Source organism: Thermococcus nautili, assembly GCF_000585495.1.
In the GTDB taxonomy this organism is placed as follows: domain Archaea; phylum Methanobacteriota_B; class Thermococci; order Thermococcales; family Thermococcaceae; genus Thermococcus; species Thermococcus nautili.
The window spans coordinates 1798096-1813402 of record NZ_CP007264.1 but is presented as its reverse complement, the minus strand read 5'-3'; the positions used below and the strand labels follow the sequence as shown (position 1 = coordinate 1813402).

Here is a 15307-nt window from a genome sequence, read left to right as displayed (position 1 = left end):
TCGCTCAACGCGCCCTGAGCGAAGGCGTTAAATAGCATTGCACCCAACTCCCGCTGGTGAAAAGATGGAGATAGTCATTCCTGATGACGTTCTCGTGTCCCTCAAGCTCCCGAAGAGCGAAGTTGAGAGGGAGCTGAAGCTTGAGTTAGCCCTTATTCTCTACTCCAGAGGTGCATTATCCTTGGGAAAAGCCGCCAAACTCGCCGGGCTTACGAAGAGGGAATTCCTAGAGGAGCTTGCAAGGCGGAGAATCCCGAGGCACTATACGGAGAGAGAGCTGGAGGAGGACTTGAACTTTGCCCGTGGTTAGCAACTCCACTCCCCTCATTCATCTCGCCAAAATCGGCAGGCTCGACCTTTTGAGGAAATTCTTTGGTGAAGTCATCATTCCAAAGGCTGTTTACAGGGAGTGCGTCCTTGAGGGGAGAGGTTCAGAGGACGCGGAGCTCATTGAAAAGGCCAACTGGATAAAGGTTGTGGGAATAAAGGACGAGACCCTCAAGAAGTCGCTTATGCTTGAGCTTGACGAGGGGGAGAGCGAGGCGATTGTTCTTGCGCTTGAAACTAACGCCGGGCTTCTGCTCATTGATGACTACGACGGCAGGGAAGTCGCGAGGGCACTGGGGCTGAAGGTTGCTGGAACGATTGGCGTTCTGCTGAGGGCAAAGTTCCAGGGGATAATTCCGAGTGTCAAAGAAGAGCTTGAGAAGCTGAAGGAAACCGGTTTCTGGCTGAGCGAAGGGCTTTACAGAGGAATTTTGGAGGAGGCAGGTGAAACGGGTGGTGATTCCGGAAGAGCTTGAAGGGAATTGCGGAAAGAGCGCTACTGGGTCTTGAGGAGGCCGACTCCGTGAGTCCTCCCAAATCCACCACGCTGGAATCAACGGGGAATAAAGCGCAGGCCCTTGACGAGTTCATCAGAAGGGTTGAGGCGAGGTTCGGAGATTCGGTGGAAGAGATAATCCTCTTCGGCTCCCGCGCGAGGGGAAACCACGACGAGGAGAGCGATATAGACCTTCTCATCGTTGGGGACGTGGATTTTGACGGGCTGATGGAAGTTGTAACAAATATCCTCCTCGAATACGGGGAACTGATAAGCCCGATAGTTCTGAAGCCTGAAGAGTTTAGAAAAAGGAGGGACAGCTTCATAAGGACCGTCCTGAGCGAGGGAAAGGTGCTCTACTCCTCCATCTCCACCCCGTAGACCTTCCCCGGGTTCTCGACGTGGATTTTGTAGACGTCCTCCTCCGTGAACAGGCCGTTCTGGAGAAAGGCCTTCGTTCTCCTGGGAACTGTTTTCGGACCGAGAACTGCCCCCGGCCGTCTTTTGTCGTCTATGTAGTCGGTCTCCATCATGAAGCGGTTGCCCTGCTTTATTGCCTCCTCTATGTTCTTCCTGCTCGCTATTATGCTCGGAAAGACGCCGACCTCTTCAGCAACCTTCACCAGCGGCGGCGAGAAGTGCTTGACAACGCGGTAGGGCTTTATACCGACTTCCTTCACGTACTCCCCGAGCTCCCTGAACTTCTCCTCGTCGAAGCTCTCGGTGTGGAGCTGAACCGCGCAGTCGGCATCTTTGGCGAGGCTCATCCCGTACTTCATAAGCTCTATGCTCACCTCCCATATCTCCTCGCTCACCTCGTAGTGTGGCCTGCCTATCTCGCCTATCGCAACGGCCTTGCCCTCAAGGCAGAGCTTCTGCGCGTATTCCAGGGCCTTCATGACCTCGTTTTTGGCGTATTCAAGGCCCTTCTGCTCCGCTAAATAGACGAACTCCGCCGGGTGGACGCCAACGACAGCAAAGGCTTTAACCGGCGTCTCGCGGTTTATCCTCTCGACGAGCTCGATGTGGAAGTCCATGGCCTTTATGAAGTCCTCAGCCTTCAGGCCCGGGAAGCCGTAGTCGTGGGCCGTCTTGTAGACGACCATCAGGTGCGTTCCGCCCGCTCTGTGGAACTGCTTCACCGCCTCGAGGAAGAGGCCCTTGAAGGGGTCAACGTGGAAATGATTATCGAGGATTATCATTGCTCCCACCTCACGACTGGTAGATTTCGAGAACGTCGCCTTTTTTAGCGTTTGTCTTCCCCTCGAGGATGAGCGCGACCCTGTCGCCGTCAACCGCGAAGTCAACCCTCTTTCGCTCCCTCTGGATTTCCCGGATTAGGGCGATGTTTTTTCCCTTGACCTTGTAGCCGGGGTAGATTATCCCCTCAACGGTTCCAATCAGCGTCTCCCTGCCGAGGACGTTAAGGACCTGTTCCACCCTGAACTTCGCGACCGGTTTCCTCGACGCTATGAACTCTCCGGTTTCTCCCTTCCGTCTTTTCAGAAAGTCGAAGGGCCCCATGCTCCCACCGAAGGGAGTGGGAAAGAGGGGGAGAAAAGCTTATCCCCTGACGAAGTGCACTGAGCAGGAGATGCAGGGGTCGAAGGCCCGGACGGTTTCCTCAAGCCTTCTGAGGAGCTCATCCTCCGGCGCGTTTCCGTAGAGGTTTCTCGCTTCCCACAGGAGGGCGCCCTCCATCATGGCGTGGTTGAAGGCTGTGGGCGTTATTATGTTGGAGTACTCGATTTTTCCGCCGGCTATTCTGTAGTGGTGCACGAGGACTCCCCTCGGGGCCTCCACGTAGCCTATCCCCTCGCCGTCCCCGGCCTCGACCGGAACGTTCTCGGGCTCAAAGCCTTTGTCGAGAAGGGTTTTCGCTATTTCCCCCGCCCGTTCGAGGGCGTAAACCAGCTCTATCGCCTGGGCGAGGTTGTTGTAGCTCACCCATCCGGCTTCAAGCCTCCCCCGGTTCTCCTCGAAGAGTCTCTTAGCCGTGGGGGTCAGCGATTCAGCCTTGAGCAGGAGCCTCGCCAGCGAGCCGACGAGGAAGGGCTTTCCGTTGTAGAGGCTCTGCTTCGCGAAGCTGTAGACGAGGGGGCGCTCCTCGATGCGCTCGAAGTAATGGAAGTTCCGCTCGACGTTCGACACGAGCGAGTCGCCGGTGAGGTAGCCGTCGGTGGCGACGAACAGCTCGGCCCTTCCGCCGTACTCCCCGATTCCCGAGAAGAGCCTCACCGCACGCTTCGCCACCGTTAGAAGGGCCTTTGCCTCCCGCTCTATCGCCTCAAGCTCTTCCCGCCCCGGCCACCTTCCGAAGCCACCGGGTTTAACGTTTATGCCGTGGATTTCCCTCCCGCCGATGAGGTCTCTAATCCTGTTCCCGAAGGCCTTGAGAGCTATGCCCTCCTTGACGAGCTCGCCGTGCTTCGTCGCGAGCCTTATCGCGTCGGGATAGCCGAAGAGGTCTGGCGCGACGAGGAGATACAGGTGGAGCGCGTGGCTCTCGATGAGCTCCCCTATGAGGCCGAGCTCCCTTAGGAGCCTCGTCTCCTCCGGAACCTCAACGCCGAGGGCCCGCTCTATGGCCAGAACTGAAGCGACGCTGTGAGAGAGGTAGCAGATGGCGCATATCCTTGCCTCGAGGTCAGGAACATCCCAGAAGTCCCTTCCGAGGGTGAGGAGCTCAAAGAACCTCGGCCCCTCGACGATTTTGACCCTGACGTCCTTGACCTCGTTCCCCTCGATGACTATCTCGGCCTTCCCGTTCCCCTCGACGCGGGTGAACTCCCTCGTCTCGATTATCATGGCTCCCACCTCGCGAAGGTCTTGAACTTCCTCATGATGTACTCCTCGTCGTAGCCGAGCCCCTTGAGAACCTCGAACTCTCCAGCCGGGTTCACCTCACCTGGCAGGGGCCCGCGACAGCCGATACAGCCGAGTCCGGAGCGCGGGCAGGCAGCGTTACAGCCTCCGAGCGTTATCGGGCCGAGGCAGGGGAGGCCCTTCTTGACCAGAACGCACTCGTACTCGTTCAGCTTGCACTCGAGGCAGACTGGATAATCAGGTCTTACAGGCTCGATGCCCTTTGCTATGTCAATAAGCGCCTGGAAGAGCTCGTTCTTGTCGTAGGGACAGCCGGGTATGGCAAGGTCAACGGTAACGTACTCGACGATGGGCTTTGGGTCGAGCGCCCTCATCGGGTTCCCCTCGTCGCCGTAAACGGCCTTCAACTTCTCCTTAAGCGGAAGCTCGACGCTCGCCTGAAGGCAACCGTGGGTGGCACAGGTTCCGAGGGCTATGAGGTAGTCGGAGCGGTTTCTGGCCTCTCTAAGAACCTCAAGGTCGCGGTGGCTTGAGACCGTTCCAGTGACGAGGCCGACGTCGAAGTGCCTCCCCTCAAGACTTGTCGTCATGTGGAACTCCTCTATCTCGTAGAACTCCAGAACGTCGAAGAGCCTCTCGTAGAGGAACAGGAAGTTGAGGGCGCAACCACCGCAGTCGGTAAGCTCAAACACGCCGAGCTTCATCATATCAACCCCCTCGTCGAGAGGGCGTCCCAGTAAGTGAAAACCGGACCGTCCTGGCAGATGTACTTCATCGAGACGCTCGTTCCGACGACGCAGTGACCGCACTTGCCGACTCCACAGCGCATGCGCCTCTCGAGGGTCATGTAGATTCTCCCCGGTGAGAGCTTCCTGTTGAGGAGCTCCCTTATGACGAAGCGGTACATGATTGGCGGGCCACAGATTAGGGCGTAGGAGTTCTCGATGTCGAAGTTCTCGCCCCTGAAGAGGTCGGTAACCACTCCCCTGCAGACCCTGTCGGAGAAGCCCTGCTCAAGGTAGATGCACGAGGGGCTCTCGATTTCGTAGGCGAGCTTGACGGTGCAGTTCATCGCACTCCCGTGCTTGAGGAGATGGAGAACCTCGTCGCGGAAGAGTATATCCTCGTAGGCCTTCGTGCCGTAGAAGAGCCAGACGTGCTCGTACCTGCCGGTGTCAAGGGCGTACCAGAGAACCGAGCGCAGGGGCGCCATTCCAAGACCGCCAGCCACGAGGATTAGGTTCGAGCCCTCCATGTCCTCCATCGGGAAGCCGTTGCCGTACGGCCCGCGGATTCCAACGACCGAGCCTTCCTTCATTCCGTGTATGAACTTCGTCATCCTGCCGGCCTTTCTTATGCAGAGCTGGATTGGACTCCTCGTCGGGGACGAGCAGAGGCTTATCGGGAACTCGCCGAAGCCGGGAACGTCCACTATGACGAACTGCCCCGGCCTGAAGGTGAACTCCTCGTTGAGCTTCTCGTCGAGGAAGCGGAGCGTAAAGAGCTTCTCCCTCGGGGTCAGGTCCTTAACCTCAAGGATTCTCGCCGGATGGCTCTCGTAGGGATTCATTCCAGCGACCCCCTTATCTCGTCGAGAACCTTAACGTGCTCTATACCTGCAGGACAAAACTCGTCGCACCGGCCACAGCCGACGCAATTGAAACCCGCCGAGGGGTCGAAGTAGCTCTTGCAGTAGTAGCGGTGCCTGAAGCGGTCGAGCCTCGTGGGCCTGAAGTTATGACCGCCCGCGACGAGGCCGTGGCTTTCCATGAAGCAGGAATCGTAGCGCCTCTCGCGAACGGCCCTGTAGGCATCGACCCAGCGGTCGCAGACTTCATAGCAACGGCACGTCGGACAGACGAGGTTGCAGTTCCCGCAGGCGAGGCACTTCTCGGCGTACTCCTTCCAGACCGGGCTGTTGTAGGCCAAATCGAGCGTGTCTGCCAGACCCTCCGAGCGTAGCTCCCTCTTGAAGGCTTCAGCGCGCCTCTCCTCGAAGGCCTTGAAGTTGGCTATGTCCTCGTCGCTCACCTCGTCGAATAGCCTCGCGTTCTCCCAGACCACCTCGTGTCCCCTCACGCTCCCTATCCTGACGAGCCATCCATCTGGAAGCTCGTGGAGGAATAGGTCAAAACCGTCCATCGCGAAGTGCGTTCCGAGGCTCTTGCAGAAGCACAGCTCATCGGGGAGACAGCTTATGCCGACGATGAAAGCGCTCTTCCTTCTTTCTGCGTAGTATGGGTCAACCGGCTCGGAGAGATAAACCCTGTCGAGGATTTTGAGGGCGTGAACGTCGCATGAGTGGACGCCGAAGAGCACGAAGGGATTCTCGTCCCCTTCCTTCCTCCACCAGCCGTCCTCAAGGCTGAAGAGCCTCTCCCTCGGCCGGACGAAGAACTTCTTGGGCGGGAGCATCGTTCTGGTGTATTTCAGGTCCATTTCACCGGCTTCCTCGACCCTTCGGAAGTGGTGGGTCTTCCCCTCTTTAACCGGCCCGTAGATTTGGCCTATCCCTCTGAGGGAATTGAAGAAGTCCTCAAAGTTTCCGGAGGGTAGCTTTACATATCTCAACTCGACCACGCCCCTATCGGGCTATAATTTTAAGTTTGTAAAGATTCCCTTAAGGATTTTTCAAACCGGAGGTTGGGAACCTTTTGTTACAAACTTGTGCTTCAATGCACATTTATAAGCACGGCAAACCAACTATCGCCCATAAGTGGTGGTGCTCATGGAGGCGGAAGTCGATTACCTGACCTCGTATCCCCCCGAGCCGAGCTCGCTAATCCCCCTTCTGCAGAGAACCCAAGAGCGCTTCGGCTATCTTCCAAGGGAAGTCCTTGAGAGAATCGCGGAATACCTCGGAATTCCCCTGAGCAGGGTCTATGGCGTCGCGACCTTCTACGCACAGTTCAGGTTCGAGCCCCTCGGAAAGTACGTCGTCAAAATCTGCCACGGGACGGCCTGCCACGTGAACGGAGCGGTAACCATTGCCCAGGCGATAACGGAGGAGCTCGGTATAGAGGAGGGCCAGACGACGGAGGACGGGCTGATAACCCTCGAAAGGGTGGCCTGCCTCGGCTGTTGCAGTTTGGCACCGGTGGTCATGATAAACGACAAGGTGTTTGGAAAGCTCACGCCGGACAAGGTTAGGAAGCTCATGAAGAAGCTCAGGGAGGGGAAGCTCGATGTCTGAGATAAAGGCCATAGCGGTCGGCATGAACTCCTGCGGGATTGCCGCAGGCGCGAGGGAAACCTACGAGGCAATAAAGGCCGAGCTTGAGAGGAGAAACCTCGACGTGAAGCTCAAGATAGTCGGTTGCGTCGGCATGTGCTACCGCGAACCCCTCGTTGACATAATCACCGAGGACGAGATTATCACCTACGGCCACGTCGACCCGAAGAAGGTCCCGAGGATTATAGAGGAGCACGTGGTAAACGGGAAGCCCATAGAGGAGTGGATAGTCAAGCGCGACTGGTGGGAGAACGGCGAGAGGAAGACGTGGGACGTTGACGGCTACTTCGCCAAGCAGGTGAAGATAGTCCTCGAAAATTCCGGCTACATAGACCCCGAGAACATAGACGAGTACATCGCCGTCGGTGGTTACGAGGCTCTAAGGAAGGCCCTCAGAATGGAGCCCGAGGAAATCATAGATATCATTATGAAATCCGGGCTTCGCGGAAGGGGTGGGGCAGGCTTCCCGACCGGCCTGAAGTGGAAGTTCACGAGGGAAGCGGAGGGCGACGAGAAGTACATCATCTGCAACGCCGACGAAGGCGACCCCGGAGCGTTTATGGACAGGAACGTCCTCGAGGGCGACCCCCACCGCGTCATCGAGGGCATGATAATAGGGGCTTACGCGATTGGGGCGACGAAGGGCTTCATCTACGTGAGGGCGGAGTATCCGCTCGCCATAAGGAGGCTGAGGATAGCGCTGAAGCAAGCTAAGGAGAGGGGCTTCCTCGGTGAGAACATCCTTGGAAGCGGGTTCTCCTTCGACATCGAGATTAAGGAAGGTGCAGGAGCGTTCGTCTGCGGTGAGGAAACCGCTTTGATAGCCTCAATTGAAGGCAAGCGCGGAATGCCGAGGCCGAGACCGCCTTACCCGGCCCAGAAGGGCCTCTTCGGAAAGCCGACCAACATAAACAACGTCGAAACGTGGGCGAACGTGCCGTGGATAATAAGGCACGGCTGGAAGGCCTTTGCCTCGCTCGGAACCGAGAAGAGCAAGGGCACCAAGGTTTTCGCGCTGTCAGGCAAGATAAAGCACGGCGGAAACGTCGAGGTTCCGATGGGAACGACGCTGAGGGAGATACTCTACGAGATAGGCGGTGGAACGAAGACCGGGAAGAGGATTAAAGCAGTTCAGCTCGGCGGGCCCTCGGGAGGTTGCATTCCGGAGTACCTTTTCGACACACCCGTTGACTACGAGAGCGTGAACGCGACGGGCGCGATAATGGGGAGCGGTGGAATGGTCGTCATGGACGAGGACACCTGTATGGTCGATGTCGCCAAGTTCTTCCTCGACTTCACCGTCAAGGAGTCCTGCGGTAAGTGCACCTTCTGCAGGGTCGGAACGAAGAGGATGCTCGAAATCCTCGAGCGGTTCACAGAGGGCAAGGCCACGAAGGAAGACCTTGAGAGGCTCGAGAAGCTCGCCCACCAGGTCAAGAGCGGTTCGCTCTGCGGTCTCGGGCAGACCGCCCCGAACCCCGTCCTAACAACGCTCCGCTACTTCAGGGACGAATACCTCGCCCATATCGAGGGGAAGTGCCCGGCCAAGGTCTGCAAGCCCCTCATAAGGTACGTCATAATCCCAGAGAGGTGCACCGGCTGTACGGCATGCGCAATCTTCTGCCCGGCCAACGCGATAACCGGCGAGAAGCTCAAGCCCCACGAGATTGACCAAGACAAGTGCATCAAGTGCGGAACCTGCTACGAGGTGTGCCGGTTCAACGCTATAGAAATCGTTACCGGGGGTGAGTGAGATGGTCAGGCTCATCGTTGACGGAAAGGAAGTTGATGCTCCGGCGGATAAGCCCCTCATAGAGTTCCTGCGCGAGATTGGCCACGTTCCCGGCTTCTGCTATACCGAAGAGCTCGAACCCTACGGCTCGTGCAGGCTCTGCCTCGTCGAGACCGAGAGGGGAGTAACGACGGCCTGTACGCTGAAGCCCAGGGAGGGCCTCAAAGTCGAGACCCTGAGCGATAGAGTCATAGAGATGCGCAAAACGGCCCTCGAGCTTCTCCTTTCGAGCCACTACGGTGACTGCATCGGTCCGTGCCAGGACGCCTGTCCCGCCCACGCCGACGTACAGGGCTACCTCGCGCTGATAGCGATGGGCAAGTACCACGAGGCCGTCAAGCTGATGAAGGAGAAGTACATCCTGCCGGCGGTTCTCGGAAGGGTCTGTCCGGCCTTCTGTGAGGAGGCCTGCCGGAGAAACCTCGTTGATGAACCCGTCGGCATAAGGCTCGCGAAGCGCTTCGCTGCCGATTACGACCTCGAAAACGGCCCGTGGATGCCCGAGATACCGCCGTCGACCGGGAAGCGCGTTGCCGTCGTCGGAGGAGGGCCTGCAGGACTGGCGTGCGCCTACTACCTGAGGCTGAAGGGCCACGAGGTTACCATCTTCGAGGCGATGCCCGAACTCGGCGGAATGACCCGCTACGGCATTCCGGGATACAGGCTTCCGAGGGACGTCTTGGATAAGGACATAGCGACCGTGATAAACACGGGCATCGAGGTGAGAACCAACACGGCCCTCGGCAGGGACATTACTCTGGAGGAACTGCGCGAGAAGTACGACGCCGTTTTCCTGGCAGTTGGAGCCTGGAAGAGCAGGAAGATGGGGATTCCTGGGGAGGATTTGGAGGGAGTGATGCACGGCATAGAGTTCCTGAGGAAGGTGAACACTGGCGAGGAAGTGAAGCTCGGCGAGCGCGTTATAGTTGTCGGCGGTGGGAACACGGCGATGGACGTCGCGAGGACTGCTCTAAGGCTCGGCGCGAAGGTCACCGTCGTTTACCGCCGTTCGAAGGCCGAGATGCCCGCCAACGAGCGCGAAGTGGAAGAAGCAATCGAGGAAGGCGTTGAGTTCCTCTTCCTGGCCAACCCGGTCAGGATTATCGGCGACGGCAGGGTAGAGGAGGTGAAACTCGTCAGAATGCGCCTCGGCGAGCCGGATTCAAGCGGAAGGAGGAGGCCTGTGCCAGTTGAAGGCTCGGAGTTCAGGGTTAAGGCCGACAACGTGATTCTGGCTATAGGCCAGTACTGCGACGAGGAGTTCCTGAAGAGCCTTGGAATAGAGGCAAAGCGTGGAAGGGCGGTTGTTGACGAGATTACACTTCAGACGAACCTCCCGGGAGTGTTCGCGGGCGGAGACCTCGTTCTCGGGCCGTCAACGGTAATAGAGAGCATAGCCACCGGAAGGAGAGCCGCTGTGATGATAGACCTCTACCTCAGGGGCAAGCTTGAAAAGGCCAGAGAGGTTCTCGCAAACCCCGAGAAGCACATCAGGGAGCTGACCGAAGATAGGGAGCTGTACGAACTCCTGCTCGACCTGAGACCCTACAACCACTGGAGGGACGTTACGGAGGAGGACTACCGCGAGACGCCGAGAAGGCCGAGGGTCAGGCCGAAGCTCCTCGACCCGAAGGAGAGGGCGAAGGGCTTTGTGGAGGTCGAGAAGACGCTGAGCGAGGGCGAAGCGAGGAGCGAGGCTTCGCGGTGCATGAGCTGTGGCTGTCTGGCTGTCTTCGACTGCAAGCTGAGGGAGTACGCGACGCTGTACGGCGTAAAGCCCGAACTCGGAAGGGGCGAAAAGCGCTTTGAGATTGACGAGAGCCACCCGAGAATTACGCTCGACCCTAACAAGTGCGTCCTCTGCGGTCTGTGCGTCCGCTTCACCCACGAGATTGCCGGAGAGGGCGTGATAGACTACCTCTTCAGGGGCTACGACACGAGGATTGGGCCACCGCTCGGCGACACCATAGCCGACGTTGAGGGGAAGTTCATCGGCGAGCTGGCCGACGTCTGTCCCGTCGGCGCGATAGTGGAGAGGCCACCGCTCACAAAGCCCGGCCCGTGGAAGACCGAGAAAATCAAAACCGTCTGCAACGGCTGTTCCCTCGCCTGCGAGATGGCGGTTGAGGTCTACGCGGGAACTCTCGTGAGGGCTTCGAGCGTCGAGGACTCGTGGAACGGATACCTCTGCGACGTCTGTCGCTTCGAGAGGCCCTGGGAGAAGACCCTCAGCGGACCGCTCCTCAACGGAAAGCCGGTAAGCTGGGAAGAGGCGAAGAAGTTCATCGAGAGCAGAAGTTATGCCCTTATCCTAACGCCAGACCTGACCAACGAGGAGATAGAAGCCCTCAAGGCCTTCGCCGAGCGTAAGGGCGTTCCAATAGGCTCGACCGTGAGCGGAAGCCCATCGACGGCGACCCTCGACGACGTCAAGAAAGCCAAACGCGTCCTGTTCAGAGCCAACTCCGAGAAGTTTCCGCTCCTCAAGATACTGCTGAGGGGCAAGGAAGTCGTTGAGGAGAACTACGAGCTGGCCGTGATTGAGGACGGCGAAGCCTTGAACGCCCCGACGCTGATACTCAGGAAGGGAGCGAACTCGGAGGGGCTGATAAGGGCAGGGGTGACAGGAATACCGAAGGCCGAGCGCTACGTGGTCGTTTCGAACGAACCAGTTGAGTTGCCCGGCGAGACCCTCGTTATTCCGGCAGGAAGGTGGGCCGAGAAAAGAGGAACGGTCACCAACGCCCTCGGAATGGAGCTGAAGGTTGAGAAAGTGGGGGAAGGCTACTCCCCGCTGGGGCTTTTCTCCTGATTTTTACCACCATCCCACGACGTCGGCGGGCTGTAGAAAGACCTCGTTCCTTCCTTCCAGGAAGGTGAATATTGATTTTCTGAACCTGAGGCGGAGCATGTCTCCATGGTCGTGAAGCTCGATGACCGAAGTGGCGACGCCCTCAAGGAGCGGGAGCGGGTTCGTTGGGAAGCCCCTGATGACGTTGCCCTCGATTATGTTGAAGCTCATCCTCCTGTCGTTCCCAAGGTTCTCCCGCAGGTGGTTGACGATGACGTAAACCCCCTTGACGTCGCGCTGGAAGCCGAGGAGCCTCTCAAAACCCGTGACGATGTAAACGTATCGGTCGTCTCCCATCGCCTTTGCTATTGCCCTCTCCTTCTTCTGGAGGTAAAGCGCGGGGTCTGCCTCGAACTGAATCTTGTCCACGACGTGGCCGACCTCGTCAACGCCACCGATTTTCAGGACACCAACGTGCTCCATCGGCGGGGTGAGGCCCATGACATCAAAGTGTCGAACGTAGCCAGCGAACGCGTCAAAGATGTCCTCAACGAGAACAGGAAGACCGCGCTCGTAGGCATAGTTAAGGAGGGCATAGAGGGCAAGCTCAGCGCCTATCGTAGAGTAGTTTTCCATCAGTGTGAGACCGCCAAAGCGAACGGAGTTAAACATCGAGATTACGTCGTCCTTTGAGGCGAGTCCCCTAAGCTCAACTCCCACCAAGGAAAACACCCCCGACGTCTATGGTGAACTCCCTGCCGACGAGGTCGAGGTCGGGACTGCGAAGAATGGACAGCTTAACCCCAGTCGGATAGCTGTGGAAGACCCAAACGCTCGTGGCTATTCTTCTGAGCTCGGGATGGACGTAGGGAGGAAGGCTCCGTATCAGACCAGTGTGAACGAGGTAAAAGGCCTTTCTGCGTTTGTCGCCAACGTAGCGCTGAATTCCAAGAAGGAACCGGTAGAAATCGCGGACGTCACGGACGAAGTATAAGAGGTTCTCGATTCCTAAGGTGAGATTTATGGCAGGATTTTCAGGGGTTCCAACAGTGTCGGCGAACGCCACATCATAGTTCCTGAGGAGAACCCTCGGGTCCGGATGGAACTCAACGCGCCTGATTGTGCCACCGACATCCTTTCTGCCACCGGTCTTAAAGACATGAGAGTGACCGATATCAACCTTGAGACCGAGCATATCACAGTGAACGAGCACGGTATAGAGACTATCAAAGTTATCGTCTATCACGAAGGGAACGTTGTTTTCCCTCGTGTAATCGGCGAGAAGCTTGAGGGCGAACTCGGGGACGTACGACGTCTCGTACTCGACGACAACGGTTTCCCCAGGCCTCACCAGTTCCAGGAGTTCAGGGATTGTAACCTCCATTGTGACCCCCTTACGGAATCTGCGACCCCGGAGGTAAAATACTTTTCTGCTCCAAAAAGAGAGTCAAAGGTGAGAAGTCAGAACTTCGAGGAACAGCTCCACATCTTCCTTCTCGTTGTAGAGGTGCGGGGAAACCCTTATCCCGTAGTGGCCGAGAACGCCGCGGTGGCTGACGGAAATTCCCTCGGCAACGAGCCTCTGGTAGAGCTCCTCTTCCGTGTTGTAGTCAAGTCCTGTCTTTATCGTCACTATCGGCGAGTCCGCTGAGAAGACGTCGAGGCCAAGGGCCCTAACCTCATCGACAACAATCTTTGCGAGCTTCATGTTGTGGCGCTCTATCCTCTCGATGCCCAGCCCGTTAATCAGCCTGAGCGACGCGAGAAGTGCCGAGGCGATTAGGTACGGAGGCCCTCCACCGAAGTCGAGCTTCCTAATCCCCTTTGCCGGCCTCAGCCCGCTCCAGGGGTCCTTCTCCGGCAGTCCCCACCAGCTGCCCCAGTCTCCGGTTGGCGGTTCGTTGTTGAGCAACCCCGCTATCGGCTTGGCCTCCTCAAGGAGTTCGTCTGAGGCGTAGATTAGACCCGCCCCGGTGTCAGGGCTGATGAGCCACTTCTCCGAGCCGGCAGAGAGGGCATCCACGCCTTCCTTCTCAGGAAAGAGCCTCAGCGAGCCGAGGTGCTGGACGGCATCAACTATCAGCCACGCGCCGTGCTCGTGGGCGATTCTTGAAAGCTCGCCCAGGTCAATCCGCTCGCCGATGACCCAGTTCACCGAGCTGAGGACGACCGCGAAGGTGTTGTCGTCTATGGCCCTTTCAATATCTTCAAGGCTGTGGAGGCCGTTCCTGTTCTCAACAACGCGGAGCTCGAGGCCGAAGCGCTTGGCATAGCTCTTGAGAAGCGCTGGAATCGTGGGGAACTCGGTGTCGAGGGAAACCACGTTCTGCCCCCTCTTCGGCTCGAGGGCCAGCAGGATTCTCCTCAGCCCCTCGGTGGTCTGAATCGAGAGGCCGACGTTCTCGGGCCTGACCTTCATTAGTCTTCCAGCTTCCCTCTGGAGGGGCTTTAAGACAAGCTCGTCCATGTAGTCAACGGAGTTCACTTCCCCGTTAAACTCTATCACGTCGCTCAGGAGCTTCGTGGCCTCAAGAAGGGCCGTCGAGGGCATCAACCCGGTGCTCGCGGTGTTGAGGTAGGCCTTGAACTTCTCAAGGGCCGGAAAGAGGTTCCGCATCATGGGCATCGCCGGAGGGATAATATGAAAAGAGCTTAAATTAATTTCGAAGTGTTCAGATAACAGCCGGAACGCCCGGAATCCTCGGGAAGGGCTGGACCTCTGCTATGTGCTCCGCCCCGACGATGTAGCGGATTAGCCTCTCGATTCCTATTCCAGCTCCTGCACTCGGACGCAGGAGGCCGGCTTTCGCCACCTCAAGGTAGGGCCTGAAGGCTTCCTCACTCAGACCGGCCGAGCGCATCTTAGCGAGTATCTTCTCGTACTCCCACTCCCTTTCCCCACCGCTCGAGACCTCGCCGTAGCCCTCAGGGAGATAGAGGTCGTAGTTCCTCCATGTTCCGTCAACTTCCCTGTCGTAGAACTCCCTCGGGATTCCCGTTATCCAGAAGGGCTCCTCGAGGGCTCTGCTGGCTTCCTCCTCGCTCCCGAACTCCTCGCGGATTTCCTCAATGGTAAACCGCTTGAAGGGCCTCCTCGGCTTTGGAAGCTCCCTCTCAAAGGACTCCCAGACTACTGGTCTCAACTCGCGGAACAGGCCAACGATGAGCTCTTCTATCAGCCCCATAACGTCGTCCATGCTCGCGCCGGCAATCTCCATGTCGAGCTGGGTGAACTCGTAGGCGTGCCTTCCGTCGTCCGCCTCTTTACCTTCGAGCCTTACGTTGGGCGAGAGGACGAAGAGCTTATCTATTCCCATCGCAACGGCCATCTGCTTGTGGAGTATCATGCTGTGCGTCAGCCTGAGCCTTTCTCCATAGACCTCGACCTCCGGTGGCCTTAATGCCTCTTCCGCCGCTGGGTCAGGCCAGAGGGGGTCGGTTATCGAGCTGAGCACTATCGGGAGCAACCAGCGGAAGCCCTTCTTGGACAGCTCGCCCGTGAGGTACGCTATAGTTCTCGTCTGAACCTCGGCAATTGGGTCAATTTTCCTGCTTACGATTTGGAGAGCGTTCATATCAATCACCCAATTTTCGTCAGAGTGCCTTCGGGTTTATTGCCTTTGTGCAGAAATTTTGGGACGAAAGTCAAATTTTGACATGAATTTTTGAGATATTTTGGAGATTAGACAGGTTTTGTCAAATTTATTGGCAGAACATCGACTAACTTTAAAGGGATGACGCCGAGATTAGTATCCCACCAAAGATTATCTTGGAGAAGATAATGCTCACCGGTCGAAAACTGAGAGTAGGTTTTTTTCTCCCCTCGCCATGTTGAGACCCAGC

The 15307-nt window shown here is 57.5% G+C and carries 16 protein-coding genes; 6 read left to right on the top strand and 10 right to left on the bottom strand.

What is annotated here, in order from left to right:
• The first annotated feature begins 64 nt into the window (after positions 1-64).
• From BD01_RS09995 to BD01_RS09985, 3 genes are read left to right on the top strand one after another with little or no spacing between them, the layout of a single operon-like run.
• Positions 65-310 (top strand): UPF0175 family protein, encoded by a 246-nt coding sequence (locus BD01_RS09995; protein ID WP_042692636.1) that lies wholly within the window; start codon positions 65-67, stop codon positions 308-310.
• The gene (locus tag BD01_RS09990) at positions 303-803 is read left to right on the top strand and encodes a DUF3368 domain-containing protein (RefSeq protein ID WP_245599281.1); all 501 of its coding nucleotides are present in this window, start codon (positions 303-305) and stop codon (positions 801-803) included. Before BD01_RS09995 ends, BD01_RS09990 begins: the two co-directional genes overlap by 8 nt.
• Positions 800-1204: a nucleotidyltransferase domain-containing protein gene (locus BD01_RS09985; RefSeq protein ID WP_245599235.1), complete on the top strand. Its 405-nt coding sequence runs from the start codon at positions 800-802 to the stop codon at positions 1202-1204. Before BD01_RS09990 ends, BD01_RS09985 begins: the two co-directional genes overlap by 4 nt.
• Here the strand turns inward: BD01_RS09985 and BD01_RS09980 are convergent.
• From BD01_RS09980 to BD01_RS09955, 6 genes are read right to left on the bottom strand one after another with little or no spacing between them, the layout of a single operon-like run.
• Positions 1180-2025 carry a TatD family hydrolase gene (locus BD01_RS09980; RefSeq protein WP_042692632.1) on the bottom strand — a complete coding sequence of 282 codons (846 nt, stop codon included), beginning with the start codon at positions 2023-2025 and terminating at the stop codon, positions 1180-1182. The genes BD01_RS09985 and BD01_RS09980 overlap by 25 nt on opposite strands.
• Before the next feature lie 10 nt (positions 2026-2035).
• Positions 2036-2347 carry a tRNA-binding protein Pbp11 gene (gene pbp11, locus BD01_RS09975; protein ID WP_042692629.1) on the bottom strand — a complete coding sequence of 104 codons (312 nt, stop codon included), beginning with the start codon at positions 2345-2347 and terminating at the stop codon, positions 2036-2038.
• Between the two features lie 39 nt (positions 2348-2386).
• Positions 2387-3631 carry an NAD(P)-dependent hydrogenase/sulfhydrogenase 2 subunit alpha gene (gene shyA / locus BD01_RS09970; protein WP_042692627.1) on the bottom strand — a complete coding sequence of 415 codons (1245 nt, stop codon included), beginning with the start codon at positions 3629-3631 and terminating at the stop codon, positions 2387-2389.
• Positions 3628-4353 carry an NAD(P)-dependent hydrogenase/sulfhydrogenase 2 subunit delta gene (gene shyD, locus BD01_RS09965; RefSeq protein ID WP_042693342.1) on the bottom strand — a complete coding sequence of 242 codons (726 nt, stop codon included), beginning with the start codon at positions 4351-4353 and terminating at the stop codon, positions 3628-3630. Before shyD ends, shyA begins: the two co-directional genes overlap by 4 nt.
• On the bottom strand, positions 4353-5219 hold the full coding sequence (shyC, locus tag BD01_RS09960; protein WP_042692625.1) for an NAD(P)-dependent hydrogenase/sulfhydrogenase 2 subunit gamma: 867 nt from the start codon (positions 5217-5219) through the stop codon (positions 4353-4355). Before shyC ends, shyD begins: the two co-directional genes overlap by 1 nt.
• The gene (locus BD01_RS09955; protein ID WP_042692622.1) at positions 5216-6220 is read right to left on the bottom strand and encodes a 4Fe-4S dicluster domain-containing protein; all 1005 of its coding nucleotides are present in this window, start codon (positions 6218-6220) and stop codon (positions 5216-5218) included. The genes shyC and BD01_RS09955 overlap by 4 nt, the downstream gene beginning before the upstream one ends.
• A 157-nt stretch (positions 6221-6377) precedes the next feature.
• Between BD01_RS09955 and nuoE the strand changes: the two genes are divergently transcribed.
• From nuoE to BD01_RS09940, 3 genes are read left to right on the top strand one after another with little or no spacing between them, the layout of a single operon-like run.
• Entirely contained in the window at positions 6378-6842 is a 465-nt protein-coding gene (gene nuoE / locus BD01_RS09950) for an NADH-quinone oxidoreductase subunit NuoE (RefSeq protein ID WP_042692619.1), read from the top strand.
• Positions 6835-8634 carry an NADH-quinone oxidoreductase subunit NuoF gene (nuoF, locus tag BD01_RS09945; RefSeq protein WP_042692617.1) on the top strand — a complete coding sequence of 600 codons (1800 nt, stop codon included), beginning with the start codon at positions 6835-6837 and terminating at the stop codon, positions 8632-8634. Before nuoE ends, nuoF begins: the two co-directional genes overlap by 8 nt.
• Before the next feature lies 1 nt (position 8635).
• Positions 8636-11485, top strand: a complete 2850-nt coding sequence (locus BD01_RS09940) for an NAD(P)-binding protein (protein ID WP_042692615.1) — start codon at positions 8636-8638, stop codon at positions 11483-11485.
• A 3-nt stretch (positions 11486-11488) separates the two neighbouring features.
• On the opposite strand, the gene BD01_RS09935 is transcribed toward BD01_RS09940, so the two are convergent.
• The 4 genes from BD01_RS09935 to BD01_RS09920 all read right to left on the bottom strand — a co-directional run bounded on the left by BD01_RS09935 (position 11489) and on the right by BD01_RS09920 (position 15039).
• The gene (locus BD01_RS09935) at positions 11489-12184 is read right to left on the bottom strand and encodes a DUF257 family protein (RefSeq protein ID WP_042692612.1); all 696 of its coding nucleotides are present in this window, start codon (positions 12182-12184) and stop codon (positions 11489-11491) included.
• Positions 12174-12848 (bottom strand): DUF257 family protein, encoded by a 675-nt coding sequence (locus BD01_RS09930; RefSeq protein WP_042692611.1) that lies wholly within the window; start codon positions 12846-12848, stop codon positions 12174-12176. Before BD01_RS09930 ends, BD01_RS09935 begins: the two co-directional genes overlap by 11 nt.
• Before the next feature lie 63 nt (positions 12849-12911).
• Positions 12912-14084, bottom strand: a complete 1173-nt coding sequence (locus BD01_RS09925; RefSeq protein ID WP_042692608.1) for an aminotransferase class V-fold PLP-dependent enzyme — start codon at positions 14082-14084, stop codon at positions 12912-12914.
• A gap of 52 nt (positions 14085-14136) precedes the next feature.
• Positions 14137-15039 carry an asparagine synthetase A gene (locus BD01_RS09920; RefSeq protein ID WP_042692605.1) on the bottom strand — a complete coding sequence of 301 codons (903 nt, stop codon included), beginning with the start codon at positions 15037-15039 and terminating at the stop codon, positions 14137-14139.
• Between the last annotated feature and the right edge of the window lie 268 nt (positions 15040-15307).

What these genes read in the sequence shown, in the direction of transcription:
- BD01_RS09995 (WP_042692636.1), top strand. Translation starts at nt 65, where the DNA reads ATGGAGATAGTCATTCCTGATGACGTTCTCGTGTCCCTCAAGCTCCCG.
- BD01_RS09980 (WP_042692632.1), bottom strand. Translation starts at nt 2,025, where the DNA reads ATGATAATCCTCGATAATCATTTCCACGTTGACCCCTTCAAGGGCCTC.
- nuoF (WP_042692617.1), top strand. Translation starts at nt 6,835, where the DNA reads ATGTCTGAGATAAAGGCCATAGCGGTCGGCATGAACTCCTGCGGGATT.
- shyC (WP_042692625.1), bottom strand. Translation starts at nt 5,219, where the DNA reads ATGAATCCCTACGAGAGCCATCCGGCGAGAATCCTTGAGGTTAAGGAC.
- pbp11 (WP_042692629.1), bottom strand. Translation starts at nt 2,347, where the DNA reads ATGGGGCCCTTCGACTTTCTGAAAAGACGGAAGGGAGAAACCGGAGAG.
- shyA (WP_042692627.1), bottom strand. Translation starts at nt 3,631, where the DNA reads ATGATAATCGAGACGAGGGAGTTCACCCGCGTCGAGGGGAACGGGAAG.
- shyD (WP_042693342.1), bottom strand. Translation starts at nt 4,353, where the DNA reads ATGAAGCTCGGCGTGTTTGAGCTTACCGACTGCGGTGGTTGCGCCCTC.
- BD01_RS09920 (WP_042692605.1), bottom strand. Translation starts at nt 15,039, where the DNA reads ATGAACGCTCTCCAAATCGTAAGCAGGAAAATTGACCCAATTGCCGAG.
- BD01_RS09930 (WP_042692611.1), bottom strand. Translation starts at nt 12,848, where the DNA reads ATGGAGGTTACAATCCCTGAACTCCTGGAACTGGTGAGGCCTGGGGAA.
- nuoE (WP_042692619.1), top strand. Translation starts at nt 6,378, where the DNA reads ATGGAGGCGGAAGTCGATTACCTGACCTCGTATCCCCCCGAGCCGAGC.
- BD01_RS09925 (WP_042692608.1), bottom strand. Translation starts at nt 14,084, where the DNA reads ATGATGCGGAACCTCTTTCCGGCCCTTGAGAAGTTCAAGGCCTACCTC.
- BD01_RS09940 (WP_042692615.1), top strand. Translation starts at nt 8,636, where the DNA reads ATGGTCAGGCTCATCGTTGACGGAAAGGAAGTTGATGCTCCGGCGGAT.